Source organism: Novosphingobium sp. FG90 (assembly GCF_057808725.1).
Map to the genome: position 1 here is coordinate 41,937 of NZ_JBMDIO010000023.1, position 20,118 is coordinate 62,054.

General features: G+C 64.1%; 14 protein-coding genes and 1 pseudogene. 7 read left to right on the plus strand and 8 right to left on the minus strand.

Going from position 1 to position 20,118, the window contains the following annotated elements; genetic code table 11:
• Positions 1–11: 11 nt before the first annotated feature.
• From ACODRZ_RS18240 to ACODRZ_RS18250, 3 genes are all read right to left on the minus strand, one after another.
• A complete protein-coding gene (locus ACODRZ_RS18240; protein ID WP_488971915.1) occupies positions 12–3,185 on the minus strand; it encodes a TonB-dependent receptor in 3,174 nt (1,057 codons plus the stop codon).
• A 91-nt stretch (positions 3,186–3,276) separates the two neighbouring features.
• Entirely contained in the window at positions 3,277–4,215 is a 939-nt protein-coding gene (locus ACODRZ_RS18245; RefSeq protein WP_488971914.1) for a FecR family protein, read from the minus strand.
• Positions 4,216–4,283: 68 nt separating this feature from the next.
• Positions 4,284–4,856 carry an RNA polymerase sigma factor gene (locus tag ACODRZ_RS18250; RefSeq protein WP_488971913.1) on the minus strand — a complete coding sequence of 191 codons (573 nt, stop codon included), beginning with the start codon at positions 4,854–4,856 and terminating at the stop codon, positions 4,284–4,286.
• Positions 4,857–4,978: 122 nt separating this feature from the next.
• Here ACODRZ_RS18250 and ACODRZ_RS18255 point away from each other — a divergent pair.
• Positions 4,979–5,459 (plus strand): annotated as a pseudogene (locus ACODRZ_RS18255) (IS5 family transposase); the annotation flags it as partial.
• 39 nt (positions 5,460–5,498) lie between these two features.
• On the opposite strand, the gene ACODRZ_RS18260 reads toward ACODRZ_RS18255, so the two are convergent.
• The 3 genes from ACODRZ_RS18260 to ACODRZ_RS18270 form a co-directional block, all read right to left on the minus strand.
• The gene (locus tag ACODRZ_RS18260; protein WP_488986224.1) at positions 5,499–6,971 is read right to left on the minus strand and encodes an esterase-like activity of phytase family protein; all 1,473 of its coding nucleotides are present in this window, start codon (positions 6,969–6,971) and stop codon (positions 5,499–5,501) included.
• Entirely contained in the window at positions 6,961–9,294 is a 2,334-nt protein-coding gene (locus tag ACODRZ_RS18265; RefSeq protein ID WP_488971911.1) for a TonB-dependent receptor, read from the minus strand. Before ACODRZ_RS18265 ends, ACODRZ_RS18260 begins: the two co-directional genes overlap by 11 nt.
• A gap of 342 nt (positions 9,295–9,636) precedes the next feature.
• The gene (locus ACODRZ_RS18270; protein WP_488971910.1) at positions 9,637–10,233 is read right to left on the minus strand and encodes an EAL domain-containing protein; all 597 of its coding nucleotides are present in this window, start codon (positions 10,231–10,233) and stop codon (positions 9,637–9,639) included.
• Positions 10,234–10,479: 246 nt separating this feature from the next.
• On the opposite strand from ACODRZ_RS18270, the gene ACODRZ_RS18275 reads away from it, so the two are divergent.
• From ACODRZ_RS18275 to fabI, 4 genes are read left to right on the plus strand one after another with little or no spacing between them, the layout of a single operon-like run.
• A complete protein-coding gene (locus ACODRZ_RS18275; protein WP_488971909.1) occupies positions 10,480–11,598 on the plus strand; it encodes an alpha/beta fold hydrolase in 1,119 nt (372 codons plus the stop codon).
• Entirely contained in the window at positions 11,591–12,535 is a 945-nt protein-coding gene (locus ACODRZ_RS18280; RefSeq protein ID WP_488971908.1) for a bifunctional enoyl-CoA hydratase/phosphate acetyltransferase, read from the plus strand. The genes ACODRZ_RS18275 and ACODRZ_RS18280 overlap by 8 nt, the downstream gene beginning before the upstream one ends.
• Positions 12,532–13,671 carry an acetate/propionate family kinase gene (locus tag ACODRZ_RS18285; RefSeq protein ID WP_488971907.1) on the plus strand — a complete coding sequence of 380 codons (1,140 nt, stop codon included), beginning with the start codon at positions 12,532–12,534 and terminating at the stop codon, positions 13,669–13,671. Before ACODRZ_RS18280 ends, ACODRZ_RS18285 begins: the two co-directional genes overlap by 4 nt.
• Positions 13,668–14,414 carry an enoyl-ACP reductase FabI gene (gene fabI / locus ACODRZ_RS18290; RefSeq protein WP_488971906.1) on the plus strand — a complete coding sequence of 249 codons (747 nt, stop codon included), beginning with the start codon at positions 13,668–13,670 and terminating at the stop codon, positions 14,412–14,414. The genes ACODRZ_RS18285 and fabI overlap by 4 nt, the downstream gene beginning before the upstream one ends.
• Positions 14,415–14,420: 6 nt before the next feature.
• On the opposite strand, the gene ACODRZ_RS18295 is transcribed toward fabI, so the two are convergent.
• Positions 14,421–15,104, minus strand: coding sequence for a hypothetical protein (locus tag ACODRZ_RS18295; RefSeq protein WP_488971905.1), 684 nt, complete (start codon positions 15,102–15,104; stop codon positions 14,421–14,423).
• Between the two features lie 220 nt (positions 15,105–15,324).
• Here ACODRZ_RS18295 and ACODRZ_RS18300 point away from each other — a divergent pair, with 220 nt between their 5' ends.
• Complete coding sequence (locus ACODRZ_RS18300; RefSeq protein WP_488971904.1) at positions 15,325–16,140, plus strand: hypothetical protein; 816 nt, start codon at positions 15,325–15,327, stop codon at positions 16,138–16,140.
• Between the two features lie 15 nt (positions 16,141–16,155).
• Here ACODRZ_RS18300 and ACODRZ_RS18305 read toward each other — a convergent pair whose 3' ends face one another.
• Entirely contained in the window at positions 16,156–16,968 is an 813-nt protein-coding gene (locus tag ACODRZ_RS18305; RefSeq protein ID WP_488971903.1) for a LysR substrate-binding domain-containing protein, read from the minus strand.
• Between ACODRZ_RS18305 and ACODRZ_RS18310 the strand changes: the two genes are divergently transcribed.
• Positions 16,967–20,110 (plus strand): TonB-dependent receptor domain-containing protein, encoded by a 3,144-nt coding sequence (locus ACODRZ_RS18310; RefSeq protein ID WP_488986225.1) that lies wholly within the window; start codon positions 16,967–16,969, stop codon positions 20,108–20,110. The genes ACODRZ_RS18305 and ACODRZ_RS18310 overlap by 2 nt on opposite strands.
• The last annotated feature ends 8 nt before the right edge of the window (positions 20,111–20,118 follow it).

Consider the following 20,118-nt stretch of genomic DNA (forward strand, 5'->3'; position numbering starts at 1 on the left):
CTCGGGAAGGATCAGAAGTTGTACGAAATGCCGACGTAAGCGCGGCGGCCCGAATAGATCGAGCTGGTCAGGCGGTCCTTGGTGTCGCTGCCCAGATACTGCCACTCGTGCGACTTGGTCAGGTTGATCACCGAGGCGGTCAGCATCAGCCCGTCGCGGATTTCGTAGGAGGCGTTGAGGTCCACCTGCTCATAAGGCGCGGTGTAGGTGTTAAGACCAGAGGACAGGCCGCCCACCACCGTGCCGCGCCGGTTGTACGAGGCGCGCAGCAGCAGGCGGCGGCTCTCATAGAAGACCGAGGCGTTGAACTGCGTCTTGGCACTGCCCACGAGCGGCGAGGTGCCGACCTTCTCGCCGTCCAGCGTCACATCGGCCGTCGAGGTGTGGTTGTAGGTGAAGTTCACCTGCGCGCCCAGACCCATCGGCAGGGTGTGCTGGGCGTAGAGTTCGACGCCTTCCGACACCGCGCTCGAACCGTTGGCCACCGTGGAGTAGGATTCGATCACCACCTGCTCGCCCGCAACATCGCGGGTCACGTCCATGACGAGGGGCACGATGAAGTTCGACACGTCCTTGCGGAACGCGGTGGCGCCGATCACCGAGCCGGGGCGGAAGTACCACTCGATGCCAAGGTCGTACTGCCACGCCTTGAACGCCTTGAGCTGCGAGTTGCCGCCGCTGCCCGACCAGCCCGCGAACTCGCCGAACTGATCGCGGTCGAAGGCATAGGCTTCCGACTTGTAGGTCAGCGAGCGGGCACCGGCGAGGTCCGAGATCGACGGACGCGCCACCACCTTCGCCACCGCGCCGCGCACCAGCAGGTCGGGCGTCACGTCGTATGACACGTTGAGGCTGGGCAGGACGTCGGTGTAGCTCTTGCGCTCATGCAGGCGCACATTCTCGATGACCTCTCGGTCCGCGAGCGGCAGGACCTGGCAGTTGCCGTCCGCACCGATCGGACGGTTCGGATCGAACGGGCCGTTCGGGCCGTCGATGCAGTAGTCGACGAGGTACTGCAGGCGGTCCGAAGTCTCGTCGCGCTGGATGGTCTTGACCACGCGCACGCCGATATTGCCACGCAGGCCCCCGCTCGCGAAGTTCGCCTGCGCATAGCCGCCCAGCGCTTCTTCCGACAGGTTGTAGACGTTGTTCGGCTCCGGCTCGCGCACCGAGGGGCCGTAGCGCTCGTTGATGATCTCGAGGTAGCGCTTGAAGTCCACGCCCGGATAGAGGTTGGCGCTGAAGCCGCCGTTGATGTTGCCCATCGGCGTCGAGTAGAAATACTCAGGCTGCGCGAGGGCGCCTTCGGGCGTGTTCTGGTAGCGGATCTTGTTCTCCGCATCGGCATACCATTCGTTGCGGCCGGTTTCGCGATGGACTTCCAGCTTGCGCCACTTGCCACCCAGCTGGATCGAGCGCAGGAAGCCGTCGCCGAACTCGCGCGTCATGTCGAGCTGGACGTAAGGCTGGTCGATCGCGCTGTTGGTGAAGCTGGAATTGGTGCCGCCGATGTCGATCTGGGCGATACCGTTCATCAGATTCTGCTGCAGTTCGGGCGAGAATTCCATCGCCACGCCCTTGCTGGAGAGGTCCCAGGCGCTGAGGAAGTTGCCGTTCTGCTCCTGCCCGGTCACCGTGATGCGCGGCTTGGCCGCCACCTGAAAGCGCATCGAGGGACCGCCGCGCGACGCCGTCTTGCCCGCCTTGAGCACTGCGTCGAAACGGTCGAGCTTGTAGTGCGCCTCGCCCTCGAAGGTCTGCGAGTGCTGCTTTTCCTTGGAGTAGTAGCCGGTCAGGCGCGGCGTCTCCATCGTGCACATCGGCGTCGATTCAAGGCAGGGCGCGCCATCGACCGAGAACGTCGCGGACTTCATAACGGTGCCGCTCTGGTCGAACACCGCGTCGCTGAAGAACTTGCCGTAGCCCCATTCGGGAATGGTCAGCTGGTTCATCACGTAGTCGCTGCTGTATTCGAAGCGGAAGTAGTTCGCGGTCAGCGTCAGCGTGTCGGTCGGGCGGAACTGTGCGGTGGCCTGGATGCCGAAGCGCTCGCGATCCTGGTCGAAGATTTCGGCGCGGACAGACTGGGGCGCCCAGTAGCCGGTATAGTGGTCGCCGCCGATCGTGCTCTGGCCGCCGCCGGTCCAGTAGGACACCGCCGCGTCGTTGGCGATCGGGTTGCCGTTCACGTCGGTCGCGCGTTCGAGCACCTGCCCGTCCGCGCCTCGATCGCTCCACCAGCGCCAGGTCCCCGCCGTGGAGCGCATCTCGCGGTTGGTGCGCTTCTGATAGACGCCGCCGATAAGGAAGCCGATCGTCTCGTCCTCGTTCTTCCACGAATACTGCGCACCGATCTGCGGTTCGAACTTCTCGCTATTGTCGGAGTACGTACCCTCCGCCGAGATGAAGCCCGAGCCCGAGGGCACGTCGAACGGACGGCGGGTGTTGAGGATGATGGTGCCGCCGATGCCGCCTTCCTCAAGCCGCGCTTCGGAAGATTTGTAGACTTCGGTGCTGGCGATGAAGTTGGCGGGCAGCATCACGTAGTTGAACGAGCGCTGCGGATCGCCGCTGTCGGCGCCCGCAAGGAAGTTGCCGTTGAGCAGGGTCTGCGTCAGGCCCGGCTGCAGGCCGCGAATGCTGACGCGCGATCCCTCGCCACCGTCACGGGTGATGACGACGCCGGGCATGCGCTGCAGCGCGTCGGCGACGTTCTTGTCCGGGAACTTCCCGACGTCCTCGGCGGTGATCACATCGACGAAGGCGTTGGCCTCGCGCTTCTGCTTCACGCTTTCCTTGAGGGATTCGCGATAGCCGGTGACCACGATGTCGGGATCGGCAGGCGGTTCATTCGCCGCAACAGGGACGTTTCCCGCCGTGTCCTGCGCCAGCGCAACGACCTGCCCGTCATCGCCCACCACACGCAAGCCCGAACCGGCGATCAGGCGGCCAAGCGCTTCTTGCCGGCTCATCGTGCCGCGCACCGCAGGCGCGGTCATACCCCGGATATCCGAGGCCGGATAGACGATCTTGACTTTCGCCTGCTTGGAGAAGGCGATCAGAGCCTGCCCAAGCGATTGCGCCGGAACATCGAAATAGATCGTGGCCGCCTGAACCGGCGCGGCAATGACGGCAGTGGATGCGGCAAGCGCGGCGACGAGCGAATGGAATGTACGCACGGACATGAAATCTTACCCCTGACATGGTACAACGCCTGCACCATTCGCGGGGATGACGGGATGGAAGCGACTTGCCTCCAAGTGCGCGTCAAAAAAATCAGCGCGTCAGTTCGAACCCTTCCGCCTTGTTCACCACGCGGGCGTTAAGGCTGAGCGACAGGGCTTTCAGGAACTGGTCCGGCCGGTCGAGATCGAACCGCCCGCCGATCTTTTCCTGGGCAAGTGTAGCATCGCCAATTGTGATCTTGCGCGTCAGGTGGCGGTTGAAATCCGCCGTGGCCTCAGCCACTGACTGATCCAGAAACACGATCTCGCCCGTTCGCCAAGCCATCAGCGACGCTATCTGTTCGGAACTGCGGGCTTCCAGTCTGGGCCGGCTGTCCGCGTCCACGATGATCGATACGTTGGGCCGCAGCGTAAGGCTGCTGCCCGCACCGGGCAATGCCATGGCGGCGCCATCCACCATGGTGAGCTCCGTCTGCCCATCCGACAAGCGCGCATCGAATAGTCCCGACGTCAGTGGAAGCGATGCGGCATTGGTCCGCAACTCCGTCAGGCCGCCGCGCCGAAGGTCCAGCGCCACTTCGCCGCGATCGAGACGCAGCAACCGTTCCCCATTGCGGTATCGCCACGACAGCGCGCTGTCGGTATTGAGATAAGCCACGCTGCCGTCAGGCAGGCCCACCCTGCGCGTTTCACCGATCCCGGTACTGGCGCTGTCCCAGGCATAAGCACGCTGCGCCCAGAAGCCCGACCCCAGCACCGCCACTGGTACCCCGGCAGCGGCAACCTTCAGCCACTGACGCCGACTGGAGCGCAGCGGCACTTCCTCAACAATCGGCGTTTCGGCTACGCTTTCCCAGTTTGCCACGATGCGGGCGTAAGCAACGGCATGGGCAGAATTCCTGGTGCGCCACGCTTCAAAATCCTCGGCGCGCGCCGTCCCGGCGTCCAGAGCCGCGAACCAGCGCGACGCTTCGGCCAGAAGGGCGTCCTGCCCGAGAGGATCTTTCGAAGTCGTCATATCGTGCAGCATCTGCAAAGTCTTATCCGATCCATCGGATGATCGGTAGTATCCACCCGCGTCTATCAAGCTGGGAGGGATCAGAGAAGCAGCTTCTCATGCACTTCGTTCGATCTATCTTCACAGGCGCGATCCTGCGGGGTCACCGCATGAGTCAGCAATTCGACTGCACGAGCAAGGCGTTTCTCGAAAGTGGAGACGCTAATGCCCAGATCGCTGGCGATTTCCCGTGGGGTTTCCTCGGCAAAACGGCGCCGCACGAGAGCGACGCGGCAACGTTCCGGCAAGCCGGCTATGGCTTGCTGAACTTTCTCCATCTGCTTGCGCGCGGCGACGATACGGAAACTGTCAGGCATGTCGTCAGCGAATTCCATCAACACCGGAGCAGGCAACTGCTGCATAGTCACCACGCGGGCCTGACGAATACGCTCGATCGCCTGATTGCGGATCATCCGCGTCACATATCCTGGCGGATTGGCGATCGCGCTCCAGCCGTCCAATGCGAACAACTTCACATAGACTTCCTGCACGATGTCACCGGCCCCCTCGTCGTTACGCATGATCTTGCGCGCGTAGTCGAGAAAGCCTCGCTCATGCGGCAGAACTTCGTCCATGAACCAGCGGTCAATCGGGCGAATATGCAGGGCGGTCACGGCAAAATGCTCGGCGGTGAAGGAAAGGTGCGCCGCGACTACGGGAGTAAAATGTCCATTTTGCTACACAACGCCGTGTTTTCCCATCCGATCTGTCAAGACGCCGCTGTAAATTGATGGGCGCCAGCGAGGTCGAGCCCCAGACCGTTATGATCGACGCGACCTATCTCAAGGCGCACCGCACGGCATCGAGCCTTGAGGTAAAAAAGGGAATCTCGGACGCCTGATCTAGCGGCCCAAAGACGGCATGAACACCAAGCTGCACGCCGTCACCGATGCCAATGGCCGCCCTTTGAGCTTCTTCATCACGGTGGGGCAAATCAGCGATTACACCGATGCGGCGGCCTGCTCGATGATCTGCCCAGGGCGCGGTGGATGCTGGCCGATCGGGGTTATGACGCCGAATGGTTTCGGGACGCGCGCGAGCAAAAGGGGATCAAGCCCTGCATTCCCGGACGAAATTCCCGCTCTCTGCCCATCAAATACGACAAGCGCCGGTGCAAGCCCCGCAACCGCATTGAGATCATGTTTGGCCGTTTGAAAGACTGGCGCCGCGTGGTAACCCGCTACGACCGCTGCCCAACCGTGTTCTTCTGGCTGTAATCAACGAGTCCTGAGCTTAGCAAATAAACCCAGTTCGTTTCACTTCAACGGCGCTGGCAACCTCAGACGATAAACCAGCACTCGACTGTCGTTGTCGATGTCGGAATTGCAGGACTGGCCGGACATCCGGCAGTGCCGGGCAATGAAATCGTTGTCGTTGGCCACGAGCAGGAAGTAATCCAAAGGGTGTTCCGGCTCCAGGACCGGAACCAGATCCATGGCTTCCCATTTCTCGGACAGGTGCTCCATTGTCAGACCGACCCGTGCAAGCTGCACCGGGTTCAACATGTTGACCAGTTCGGCGGTCTGCGCTGGAACGATATCCGATCGCAACGCGGGTTTCGTTCCATCCTCCAGTACAGACGCGGCGCCCTTCTCGTAAACGGTCCCGGCCAGATTCGTCGCGCCTGCAAGATCAACCAGCAGGACGCTCTTGTAGACGATGGGCGCGCCTCCCTCGGCTCCGAAGCCTGCACCGTCTCGGGCAAGCATCAGGAAACTGTGATCGTCAAGCGCGCGCACCTCGCTCTGGGCGGCGGTTCGGTTGGGCGGCCCGCCTTTACCGGCCTCGTCATAGACCGGCAGTTGCACGACATGATGGGCAATCGGCTTCGATGGCGTCGGCGAATGGCTGACGTCGTAGACGAGCACGCGCGTGTTCCTGCGCCCGGCGGCATTGCCCTTGGCGGTGTCCTGGATCAGCGCGCTCTGCAAGACGACGAACAGGGTGCGACCATCGGGTGAAAGGGACATGCCCTCTACGCCCTGGTTGTTGCGACGGCCGGTATCGGGCGCGCTGAGAGAGCCGAAGAAAGGCTTCCCCTTGCGGCGCGGCGCAACCGATGCGGGCGGTACGATGATGCCACTCAGTCGTCCATCGGGCGTGAAATAGTAGACGTTGGCGGTATATTCGTCGCCGATGTAGAAATGGCCGTCGCGCGTGAACTGCAGCGATTCCGCATCGAACGAAACCTTGCCGGCCCCGGTGCCCTGCTTCGGTGCGGGCAGTTGCAGGCCCCGTTCCTTCAGCATGCCATCGGCGGGATCGGCTCCGGTGAAGGGACGACCGCGATAATCCTTCAGTTCCAGCCCGCCGTCGACCTGCATGTCGAAGTGACCATCCCCCGGGGTGAACCGGATGCGGAACCGCTCCAGCCGGGCCGGATAATCGAAGAAGAGATTGGCGGCGGGGTCGTTGCGGCCTCGGTCCGGCAGCGTCCAGAGGACGCCTTCGTAATGATCGCCAATCCGCTTCCAGGTGCCGGGCGCAACCTGCAAGGAGGAAAACGAGCCGAGCGTGTCGCCGAGAAAGTCCGTGGTTCCGGCGGGAAGCTGGCCACTGCCGACCAGACCTTCGTCCACGAAGGTCCGATCGTGCAGGGTAATGCTCCGGGCGCCCGCTGTCCGATCCAGATGGGGCCGGGCCACCGGCTCCTCCCCGTCGGCAAGGACGGGGAAGGCCGTGACCAGCGCCAGTGAAGCCAGAACGGCGCCCAGAGCCTTAGAATGCAACGCTGAGCGTCCCGAAGAACTGGCGCGGTGCGGAGGAGTGGAACACCTGAACCGTACCGGCGGCATCGTCCGGCGCGAACACGCTGTTGTCGAAGTTCGACGCATAGCGCTTGTCGGTCAGGTTGGTGACGTTGAGCGACAGCTTCGCACCCTTGAGCGGGCCGAAATCGCCGAAGTCATACCCAAGGCCAAGGTCCATGGTGAAGTAGCCGGCGAAGCTCTGGTCGTTGGTGTAGGTGTAGTAACGGCGGCCCGTGTACTTGCCCTGCACCGATGCCGAGAAACCGCCCTGCTTCAGCGTCAGGACGCTGGCCAGCATTTCCTTCGGCGTATCGACCTGCTGCTTGCCTGCGGTCTTCTTGATGACGCAGGTGGTGGTGCACCAGTTCAGATCATCGTCATAGGTCGACTTGTTGTACGAAGCCGAGTTGTACCAGTTCAGCCACGGCAGCGGCTTCCACAGCACGCCCAGTTCCACGCCCTTGCTGGTGACGCTGCCGGCGTTGTGGAAGGAATTGCCGCAGCCCGGGTTCTGCTGCTGGTTCGTCGGGCAGGGATTGTACTGCAGCAGACGGTTGTTGAAATCGACCCAGTAGGCGCTCAGCGCGACCTGGAGCGGACCGCTGACATAACGATAGCCGCCTTCGAAGCTGCGCGAGGTTTCCGGCTTCAGCGTCTTGCCCTGCGCGTTCCACACGGTCTGCGAGACCGACTGCGGGCCCAGCTTGAAGCCGCCCTGGAACATGGCCATGTTTTCGGCATAGCTGGCGTAGAGTTCATGCTGCGGCGCGACCTGCCAGTGAATGCCCACTTCCGGGAGGAAGTAGTCCTTCGCCACCAGCGAACCGGTTGCGAACTGGCTGGACGCCGGCGGGGCGGCCTTGGCGATGCCGTTCTGCGCTTCGGCGTCCGAACGCGAGTACGTGCCCTTGAAGCCGAAGTCGATCGTCAGCGCGTCCTCGAACAGCTTCACGGTGTCCTGAACGTAGAACTGGCGCGTCTTCCACTTGGTTTCCTGCACCCACTGCGCGGTGTCGGGCTGGCCCTTCAGGAACTGGCCGATGTCGAACGGGCCGGTCACGTTGGTCCAGATGTAGCGCGCGGCGCTGCTGGTGTTCTCCTCAAGCCAGAAACCGGCCTGGAACTGGTTGAAACCGACGTCCCACGTCAGGCTGCCGAGGCCGCCCGTGCGGTTGATCGTGTAGCGGGTATCGCGGATCTGCACCGGGATATCGTCGGCGGTGGTCGCCGTGCCCTGCTTGGACCAACCGACGATCCAGTTGTTGCCCGCCCCCTTGTCGGTGTGGTGGTAACCCTGCAGATGGACCTTGAGCGACCTGGTCACGTCAAAGTCGCCGGCAACGTAGAACAGGTTGTCGTTGCGCAGGATCTGGCCGTTGGTGAAGGTCACGTCGCCGCGCTTCTCAGGCGCGGTGGAATCGACGCACTTGGTCGGGGCGGTCGGACCGGTGACGGAGCAGTACGCGCGGCCAAGGTACGAATTCCAGTCCGGCGCATAACCGGCCCAGTCCCAGCCCAGACGATTGAGCATGTCCTTCGACAGATAAGCGTCGTCGGCCTGATTGGTGCGCGAAATGTCGGCGAAGGCGGTGATCGTGCCGCCGGTGAAGGCGTACTTCGCCTTGCCGTTGAACTGCTTGCCGGTGGAGCGGTTGTAGGCCTTCTGGTTCACGAACAGGTCCTGTTCGCTGTACTGGCCCGACAGGTACGCCGAGAAGCCGCCATGCTCGCCGGTGTCGACGCGCACGAACGAACGCAGGCTGTCTTCGCTGCCCACGGTCTGGCTGGCGGTGAGGCCGAACTGCTGCTTCGGGTCGCTGCTGAAGTAGGTCAGCGCGCCGCCCAGATTGCTGGTCGACGGAATGCCGAGGCCCGCGATGCCGGTGGCCAGATCGGCGCGGCCGAGGTTCTCGGAGATCAGCGCGCGACTGATCGTCAGGCCGTTGTAGTTGTTGTACGCGCCATCGCCCAGCGGCATGCCGTCCAGCGTGTAGCCCAGGTGCGTAGTGCTGAAACCGCGGACCTGCAGCGAGAGCGACTGTTCGTTCACGCCCAGCGCGTCGATCGACTGTGCGCTCACGCCTGGCAGGAAGTTCAGCGCCTTCTGCACGCTGGTGCCAGGCGGCAGGACTTCGAGGTTAGACGGCAACAGCGTGGAGACCGAGCGGGTCTCGCCGCTACCGATGACGACGATATCGCCGCTCTCCCCCTCCTCGACCGGTGTGACATCCTGCGCGTTTGCCTGCGCAGACACTGCAACGCTGGCGACCATGGCCAGCGTGACAACGGATTTCTGAAGCACTCCATAACCCCCGGTGTCCGCGCCGGAGATCGGCGCCGACTGCATTTTCCTGGACGGGCCTATTCCATGGCATGATGACGATTTTGCTACAATTGAGACACATAATGGACAACATTTGCAACATTATAGGCAGCCGACGCCGGGGACAGCACTTCAACGGCACCCAAGGAAAATGATGCGGAATTCCGGCCTGCTCCAGCAACACCGACCCAGTGCAGACTCTCAGCCGCCAATTTCTCTCTGTCAGGTGCAGCCCGTCCGCTTTTCCATTTCGGATGCCCCAGATGGCCGGCAAGGAGACTGACGGCTTTCGGACGAACATCGCGAACAACGGCCCGTGTATTATCGTGGGCCAGAACCTGCATGGGAATGGTCAGCAAGGTACTTCAAAAACTCGTGTGCCGGTAGGGCGCGCGCAAAAAGCCAGCCCTGTGCGAACTGAACTCCGCGTTCGCGCAGATAGTCGGCCTGGGCCTCGCGCTCCACGCCTTCGGCGACGATGGCGATTTCCAGTTCCTGCGCGAGGTCAATGATGTGCGAGATAACCGCGCTTTTCGTGGAAGCAACACCGATCGTATCGACAAAGGATTTGTCGATCTTCAGCGTATCAAAGGCGAGTTTCTGCAAGTGCCCCAGACTTGAATAGCCCGTGCCGAAATCATCCATCGCAATCCGGTAAACGGCGGCGCGCGCCCGGGCGATGGCATCGTGCGCCATGCCGTCATCAACGAAGCTGCGTTCGGTGGCCTCCAGCCAAATCTGCCATGGGTTCACGCCAGCGCCACTTGTCAGAATGTCCAGCCAGTCAAATACAGCATCGCTCGCAAGCAGTTCCGGCGGGACATTGATGGCGATGTGAACGGAACTGTCCGACGCAAGCTGCGGCCCGATGTCGGCAGCGATGCAGGCTATTGCCAGTTGCGTCAGAGGGCCGATCATGCCTGAGTGTTCCGCTGCAGGGATGAACAGGTCGGGCCGAATCCAGCGGATCGTCGTACTACGCAACGGAACGGAGATCGGACGCAGCGCTGCGCAGGTGAATGACGACGATCCCGGCGCGAACTATGGCTTCACGACGCCCGGATGCCTCAGGCCGCAAAGGATTTGTGACCGACTGTCACATCCATTACCCTGCCGCTCGCTATCCGTTCCCGCATCTTGAGGTGAAGACTGGATGACGCATTCATGACCCTGCCCGTCGAAGCATCCGCCGATCACGAACACAGCGTCCCGTTCTTCTGGCCCTTCGCAGCGGCGCTGACGCTTGGCGAACAGGCGGTGGAGACGATGCAGCGCAACCTCGACTTCGCGGTCGAGGCGGGCCGGATCGAACATCCGCCCGAGCCGGAATGGGCCACGGCGAACACCGTGCGGCTCGATCTGGCGACAATGCGGCTGCGAGAGTTCGGGGGAGAAGGCGCCAGCGGAACGCCCGTCCTGATCGACGCGCCCTTCGCCGGGCACAGCTCCACCATCGCCGACTACGCCGAGGGCCAGAGCCTCGTGCAGACGCTGATGGCCAGCGGCATTTCCAACGTCTTCGCGACCGACTGGAAGCCCGCAACGGCGGAAATGCGCTACTTCGACATCGACACCTACCTCGAACAGCTCAATGTCGCAGTCGATGATCTTGGCGGAAAGGTCCATCTCGTCGGGCTGTGCCAGGGTGGATGGCTCAGCACGATGATGGCCGCAAGATTTCCGAGCAAAGTCAAAAGCCTGACCCTCGCCGGATCGCCCATCGATACCGACGCGGGACACGGACCGATCCGCGAGCTTGCCCACGCCATGCCGATGTCGGTCTATGAAAAAATGGTCGGCGCGGGCGGCGGCAACATGCCCGGCGATTTCATGCTGACGGGCTGGAAGAACATGCATCCCGACAAGCAGTACGTCGAGAAGTTCGAGGCGCTCTACCGCAACATCGAGGATCGCAACTACATCGCCCGCACCGAGAAATTCGCCAGCTGGTACGAGAACCCGCTGGACCTGCCGGGCCGCTACTACCTCCAGGCGATAAGCCAGCTGTTCAAGGAAAACCGGCTGGCGAACGGCACTTTTACCGCGCTCGGGCGGATGCTGGACCTGAAGGACATAACCATCCCCACCTACCTCTTGGCGGGCGAGGAGGACGATATCACCACCTCCGAGCAGGTTTTCCGCGCCCGCGACCTGTTCGGCACCGACCCTCGGCTGATCGAGAGCAGGTTGGTTCCCGGCGGGCATATCGGGCTGTTCATGGGGCACCGCACGCTGGCCGATGCCTGGCCGGAGATCGCGCGCTGGATTCTCGCTCATGACTGAGGCCGCCATCACCCAGGCGACCGAGCGGTTGCTGGCCCAATGTGGCGGATTTCCGCCGATTCCGACCGCCGTGGTCCATCCCGTCACCGCCGTCGCGATCGAGGCGGCGGCCGATGCGGCACGGCGCGGGCTCATCGCTCCGGTGCTGATCGGACCGCGTTCGCGCATCGAGGAAGCCGTGCACCAGGCGGCACTCAAAGGCACTCAATGGCCCATCATCGATACCGAACACAGCCACGAAGCCGCCACACAGGCCGCGATGCTTGCCGGAACCGGCCAGGTGGCTGCCATCATGAAAGGCTCCCTCCACACCGACGAACTGCTCGGTGCGATCCTCAAACCCGAAGCCGGCCTGCGCACCGAACGGCGGCTGTCGCATGCCTATGTCATGAGCATCGCGAGTTACCCCAAGCCGTTCATCATCACCGATGCCGCCGTCAACATCGCACCCGACCTTCCCGCCAAGGCCGACATCGTACAGAGCGCGGTGGACTTGTGGCGGGTGCTGTTCGACGCACAGGCGAAGCCCAGGGTCGCGGTGCTCGCCGCCGTCGAGACGGTGAACCCGCGCATGCAGGCGACGCTGGACGCCGCGGCGCTGTGCAAGATGGCCGACCGCGGGCAGATCGCCGACTGCGTGATCGACGGGCCGCTCGCCTTCGACAATGCCGTTTCGCCCGAAGCCGCGCGGGAGAAGGGCATAGTCTCCCCGGTCGCGGGCGAGGCCGACATCCTCGTCGTGCCGGACATCGAGGCGGGCAACATGCTGGCCAAGCAGCTCAGCTTCCTCGGCGGGGCGGAAGCGGCTGGGATCGTGCTGGGCGCGCGGGTGCCGGTCATGCTGACCAGCCGCGCCGACAGCGAGCGGGCACGCCTGCTCTCCTGCGCCATCGCCGTGCTGCTGGCGCAGGCGCGGACCTCGGGCGCGATCCTGTGATCGCGGCGCCGGTTACTCCCGCAATCGCCACCCTCAACACCGGATCGTCGAGCCTCAAGTTCCGTATCTTCGCGCGTGACAGTCTCGACCTGCTGATGGCCGGCAAAGTCACAGGCATCGGCACCGACTGCCGCATGAACGCGAAAGTCACCGGGACCGGCCCGCAGATCACACAGGAACTGCCCGGCGCCGACCAGGAGGCCGCCCTCGCCGCCGTGATCGCCTGCATCGATGCACATGACGACGACTGGCGCATCGACGCCTTCGCCCATCGCATCGTCCACGGCGGCGCGACCTTCACCGCGCCCGTCATCGTCACGCCCGAAGTCATGGCCGAACTGCAGACCCTCTGCCCGCTGGCCCCGCTGCACCAGCCCTACAACCTTGCCGGCATCGCCGCTTCCGGCCGCCTCGCGCCCGATGCGCAGGACATCGCCTGCTTCGACACCGCCTTCCATGCCGGGCATTCCGAAGTGGTCCACAGCTTCGCCCTTCCGCAAGCGATGCGCGAGGCGGGGGTGCGGCGCTACGGCTTCCACGGCATCTCCTACGAATGGATCGCGCGCATGCTGGCCGAGCAGCGGCCGGACCTTGCCGCAGGCCGCGTCGTCGCCGCCCATCTCGGCAACGGCGCCAGCCTCTGCGCGCTTCGCGGCGGGCGCAGCCTCGATACCACGATGGGCATGAGCGCGCTCGACGGACTGCCGATGGGCAGCCGCAGCGGCGCGCTGGATGCAGGCGCGGTGACATACATGATGCGCCGCTTCGGCTTCGACCCCGACGCGCTCGACCACATGCTCTACGAGGACTCCGGCCTCAAGGGCCTGTCGGGCCTGACCAACGACGTCGCCACGCTCGTCGCCAGCGACGATCCGCGCGCCGCCTTCGCGCTCGACTGCTTCACGTACCGTATTGCGCAGTATGTCGGCGCGATGGGAGTGGCGATGGGCGGCATCGATGCGGTGGTCTTCACCGGCGGCATCGGAGAGAACGCACCGACGATCCGCAGCGCCATCCTCGACCGCATCGGCTTTCTCGGCACGGTGGAGAGCCTCGTCATTCCCGCCAACGAGGAGCGCATGATGGCGATCCATGCCCGCGAATTGCTGGAAACCCGGTTGGAGTTAATGCCATGAAGGGCCTCATCGTCGGTCTCGCCAACGACCAGTCGCTCGCCTGGGGCTGCGCCTCGGCTCTGCACAATCAGGGCGCGACGCTTGCCCTCACTTATCTCAACGACAAGGCGCGCCCGCATGTCGAGCCGCTGGCGCAGGCAGTGGAGGCGCCGATCTTCCTGCCGCTCGATGTTACACGGCCCGAGGAGGTCGACGCCCTGTTCGACGCCGTTTCGCGGGAATGGGGCAACCTCGATTTCCTGCTCCATTCGATCGCCTTCGCGCCGAAGGAAGATCTTCAGGGCCGCGTGCTGGACTCCTCAGGCGCCGGTTTCTCGACCGCCATGGACGTCTCGTGCCATTCGCTCATTCGCCTCGCCGCGCGCGCCGCACCGCTGATGACGAACGGCGGCTCGATCCTGACGATGAGCTTCTACGGATCGGAGAAAGTCATCCCCGGCTACGGCATCATGGGGCCGGTCAAGGCCGCGCTGGAGGCGAGCGTGCGCTACCTCGCCGCCGAACTCGGCCCTTCCGGCGTGCGTGTGAATGCGCTCTCCACCGGCCCGGTCCGCACCCGCGCCGCCTCGGGCCTGTCACACTTCGACGATCTCATGGCCAAAGCCGCCGAAACCGCACCGATGCACCAGCTCGTCACCATCGAGCAGGTTGGCGAGATGGCCGCATTCCTGCTGTCATCCCGCGCGCCGACGATCACCGGACAGACGATCTACGTCGATGCCGGATACAACGTCACGGGGTGACGGGCCTTATTCGCCGTCGCGGGTGAGCGCCATGACGTCGATGAAACGACCGCGTGCATCGAAGCGGCACCGGAAACGCTTGATACCATTGCGCCCCTGATCCGCAGTGCCGTCGATCGTGCTGCCGCCGTCGCGCCCCCGGATCAGGCGGGCGGTGGTGATGTAGGCGGGCCTGACACCGTACTGCGCCGAAGCCTCGCCGCGACAGTACGCCGCCATGTTGCCCGGAGCGACGGGCTGCCCGGCGCCGACACCCGGCCCCGGCGCTCCCGGCCCCGGCCGCGTGGTCACCGCCACGGACAGGCCGAAGTCCGCCCGCTCTCCGCGCCGTGCCGCACCCCGCATCAGATAGACGCGCAGACGATAGTCGCCGGTCGATGGCAGCCGACCCACGAAGCGATTGCCACCTGTCGATCCGGTGAAGATCGCCACATCGCGCGACCCCGGCGGGAGCACGTTGAAATAGGCGGAACGATTGGAACTGCTGAGCGACGCCGTCATCGTCTGCCCGGCCCTGGCCGAGAGCAGGTAGTCGATGGTCTGGTAGCCCTTGATCGTCCCGCGCAGGAGCGTCGAACTTGCGCCCCGCCCGAACTGCACGCGCTCGCTGCGCACGGGCGCCTGCGCGACCGCCGGAACCGTCATGGAAACGAGCGCCGCTGCGCTCAGTATTGCCTGCCTGGTAACCATCGAAATGCTCCCGAAGAAAGAGGCCGGATGTCGAAGATACCGGACATCTGCCGCGCCTGTCAGTCAATAGCATGACCATTGGGCAGAATTTCATCTCGACCCAAGGCAATGCCATCAGGATGTAGCCGAACTTATGTAGAATCGTCGGAGAATTTCATGGCCGATATGGCGGCATTGAGCTACGGATATTTTCCGACGGCAAGGCACAGGGAGGAAGACGATGACCTACAGGCATTTCGCACCCCGCATCATCAGTGTTCTGGCTGTGACGGCGATGCTGCTGCCGGTAACCTCGCAGGCGCAGGCGCCCGGCAATGTCTCAGACCTCGTCGGAGCCCGCGCGGCAGGTGGCGAAAACGAACTCGAAAGCCGGGGCTTCACCCATATCAAGACCGACGAGGGCGACGACCGCAAATGGGGCTACTGGTGGAACGGCTCGCGCAAGCAGTGCCTTTCGGTGGCGACGATGGACGGCCGTTTTAACAGCATAACGGAGACGCCTTCCACCGATTGCAACCAGAAGTCGGGCGGCGGTTCCAAGGGTGCCGCCGTCGCCGCCGGTGTCGCGGCGGCCGCACTGATCGGGGCGATCGCGCTGGCGCACAAGTCGCACAACCATGACGACGGCAAGCACTACGACGGTGCGGGTGAAGAAGCCGATTACGAGCGCGGCTATCGCGACGGCCTCTACAATCAGACCTATCACAACTATTCGCGCTCCGATCCGTACTCGCGCGGCTATGAAGGCGGGGTGGAGCAGCGCGGGCACGATACGAGCTACCGCAACGGCCACCATTCCGGCTCAGGCGGGTATCGTCCCTCGGTCAACGTCAACGATCTGGTCGGCGCGCGCGGATCGTCGGCCGACGGCGAGATGCGCGGGCGCGGGTTCGCCAATGTCGATGCCCTGCAGAGCGGCAATGCGTCCTACACGATCTGGTACAACCGCCAGACCCGCCAGTGCATCCAGATGGGCGTGGCGGACGGCCGCGTCGTGAACATGGCGGACATCCAGACCGCGCCCAAGTGTCGGTGAATCCCGGCTCGGGAATCACTGCACCGCGGGCGCCGGCCGCATGCCCTGACTCTTGAGCACGGCCTCGAGGAACGCGCCGATCAGCCGGCTACGACGGCGTTCGCGCAGGCAGCACAAGTAGATATGCGTCAGGATCGGCGCCCCCGAGATCGGTAGCGGGTGCAGCCGCTCGTCGGGCACGAATTCCGACTGTGAGACGGTGGCGATGCCGAGGCCGCGAATGACCGCCTCTCGCAGGGCCTCGCGGCTGCCGATCTCCATCGCCACGCGCGGGCGGGCGCCTATCCCGACCATCGCATCCTCCAGCGCGCGGCGCGTGGTCGATCCTGGCTCGCGCATCAGCAGGCGCTCCTGCGCAAGGTCGGCCAGTTCGATCGAGGACCGCCTGGCGAGCCGGTGGTCGCGGTGGACGAAGGCGATCACCGGATAGCTGGCATAGTGCTGCATGTAATAGCGTGGATCGTCGGTGTTGCGCGCCACCACGCCCAGCTCGCAGGCATAGTTGTCGAGATCGCGCAGCACCGTCTCGGAATTGCCCAGCCGCATCGACAGGTAAATGTCGGGATAGAGGCCGTGGAACGTCTCGATCATGGCGGTGACGTGAAACGGGCTGACCGCCCCCAGCTTGAGCGCGCCGCGGCGCAGGTTGCCACTGTCCTTGAGCAGCATCGCGGCATCGTCCTCCAGCCCGACGATCTGGCGCGCCATCTGCAGGAATTCCTCGCCGATCGGGGTCAGGTCGATGCGTCGCCCCCGCCGTTCGAACAGGCGAACGGCGTGCTCCTCTTCCAGTGCCTGAATCTGCGAGGTGATGGTCGTCTGGCTCATGAACTTCCGTCAATCGATACTTTGCGGCACCGCCGCCATGGCCATCGTCACCGGCACCAACCTGCGCACAGGTGTAGAGCAGGGGGCACTCCCGGTTACCGTCATCGACAGTTCGGAAATCGACCTGCGCGGCGGTTCGACCGGTGCAGACCTGTTCGAGACGCTGGCCGCCGCCACCCCACCCGAAATCAACGAAGCCACCATCGCATCGCAGGGCGCGCGCGGCGACGTCACCTCCATCGACCTGCGCGGCATCGGCGCAGGCAGCACGCTGATGCTCATCAACGGGCGGCGCATGGCTCCGCATCCGCTTACCGGCACCGACCAGGGCGTGCCCTCGCTTTCGCCGAACGCCAACGTGATCCCCACCGCGCTGATTTCTCGCGTGGAGATCCTGCGCGACGGCGCCTCCGCGATCTACGGCGCGGACGCGGCCGCAGGCGTCATCAACAACATCATCCGGCCTGACGACGACAAGGGCCGCATCAGCCTGCGCGGCGCGCTGACCGAGCACGGCGGCGCCGACGAGTTCCGCATCACCGCCTCCAAGAACTTCAGGTTCGGCCGCACGTCGCTGGGCCTCTCGTTCGATTACTTCCAGCGCAGCCAGCTGCTGTTCGGCGATCGCAAGTGGGGCAGCGATTCCGACCTTCGCCGTACCCGCAAGCTGCCCGCGCCGTGGAACGGCGAGGAGATCATCGATCCGTCTACCGGCGAGCCGTTCTCGCGCGACAACGACCTCGACAACTCCAGCACGATCACTCACTACGGCCAGTATCGGCGGGGCTTCATCCAGTCCGATTACGAGACGTTCATCGGCGGACGTCCTGACAAGAACGCCGGCATCACCACCTCGTCCACGCCGTCCGGCGGCACGGCCACGGTCGCATCCGACGGCACTTTCTTCCTCTATCCCGACGCCGAAGGCGCGATACGCTTCAAGGCCAGCACGCCGTCGCGCTCGCTCGATAACGGCCAGACCGACTACTACGACAACCGCCTGCCGCACCGCACCCTGCTGCCGGGCATCAAGCGCGTGAACTTCGCCGCTTTCGTCGAGCACGAACTGACCGACGACATCACGCTGTTCGGCGACGTGCTCTATTCCGGATCGCGCGCGAACAGCCAGCGCGAAGCGGCGAACATGCAGAACGTGAACGAGCCGGGCCTCTATGTCCCGGCCTCCAATCCCTACAACCCGTTCGGCGCCCGCTTCTACGACATCAACGGCGCGCCCAATGCCGACGGCACCGCGCGCATCAAGGGCACGCCTGCCGATGTCACGATCGTATCGGGCCTGATCCCGCCGGGCACCCGCGATCGCTACATCCAGGTCAATTCCAGCTTCTACCGCGCACTCGCAGGCGCACGCGGCAAGTTCGGGGACAACTGGCAGTGGGAAACCGGCGCGCTCGTCTCGGGCGCCTACAGCCATGAGACCGAAACCAACATCTACCGGGAATCGCTGCTGCGTCAGGCGCTGAGCCGCACGGATGCCACCGCCTACAATCCGTTTCCCGTGACCTTCAAGGTCGAGAACGGCAAAGTCGTGGTCGATCAGGCCTATGTGAACCCCACCTCGGTCACCGACCCGATGTACGATACCGACAATCGCTACGGAAAGACGCGCATCATCGTCTGGGACGCCAAGATCGCGGGCGAACTTTGGGAATTGCCCGGCGGTGGCGGGCGCGTGCAGGTCGCGGCCGGTGCCGAAATGCGCTGGGAAAAGTACAACGCATGGAAGGCGCCCTATGCGGGCCTCAATCCGCCAGGTTCGGGCGCCGATTTCCCGTACCTGCGCGAAAACGACAACGACTTTATCGCGATGAGCCCCAATGCGGACATCAACGCCAGCCAGGCGGTCCAGTCCGCCCATGCCGAAATCGGGCTGCCGCTGATAACCGAAGGCAACAGTTTTCCGCTGTTCCAGCGCCTCGAACTGGGTGCGGCGATCCGGCATGAACGCTTCTTGATCCACGGCCAGAGCACCACGCCCAAGTTCAGCGTGCTGTGGGCGCCGACTTCGTGGCTGCGCCTGCGCGGTTCCTACAACGAGAGCTTCCGCGCACCCAACCTTGCGCAGACCAACACCAATCCGCTGCTGCGCGTGAACTACACCGCCGACCCCTACCGTGAGGACGTGACCAATTCGGCCGCCGACAACAGTGGCCCGCGCCGCACCTATCGGCAGGGCAACGACCGCCTGAACCCCGAACGCGCCAAGAACTGGAACTTCGGCGTGGTGGTGGACGTACCGGGCCTGCGCGGCCTGTCGTTCACGGCGGACTATTGGAAGATGAACCAGCGTGACGCCATCACCACTTACGGCAATTCCGAAGTGCTGGCCGCCGACGAACTCGCGCTCGATCTCGCCACGCAGGCGGCGCTCGCATCGGGCAGGTCCATCGACCAGATCGACCTCGGTTCGGGCACCTCGGGCTATCTCGGCAGTTCGCGCGTCACCCGCCGCGCGGTGACAGATGCCGACCGCGCCGCCTTCGCCGCCTACAATGCGGCGCAGCCCACCAACACGACCAAACGCGCGGTCGTGGGCGAGATCGAGAGCATGATCAACGACTACATCAACCTCGGCTCGCGCAAGCTGGCGGGCATCGACTTCGCGCTGCAATACCGAGTGCCAGACTTCGGGATCGGCCGCTTCACGCTTGCCGCCGAAGCCACTCACTACCTTCAACGCGACGAGGAACTTGCTGACGACGGCATCGTCACCGACGAACTCGGCCGCAACCGCCGCGCCCGCTGGAAGGGCAATGCAACGCTGAGCTGGAAGAAGGGGCGTTGGTCCGCCAGCTGGTTCACCAGCTATTACGGCCCCTATGCCGACACCTCGGCCTCGACGACACAGGCCATCTACGAGGCATTGGGCAAGCCCAAGAGCATCATGGTCTTCGACGACAACGGCATCAACCGCTACTACATGCGCGTCAAGGCAGGCATCCTCAACAACGCGCGTGTCACCTATGCCTTGGGGAATGACCGCGAGACGCGGATCAGCTTCGGCGTCAACAACGTCTTCGACGCCATCCCGCCCGTCGCCGACGAGGACGAAGGCTACTGGGTCGGCACGTTCAACCCGCGCGGCCGCCAGTTCACGCTCAAGCTCGACCACCGTTTCTGATCCATGTT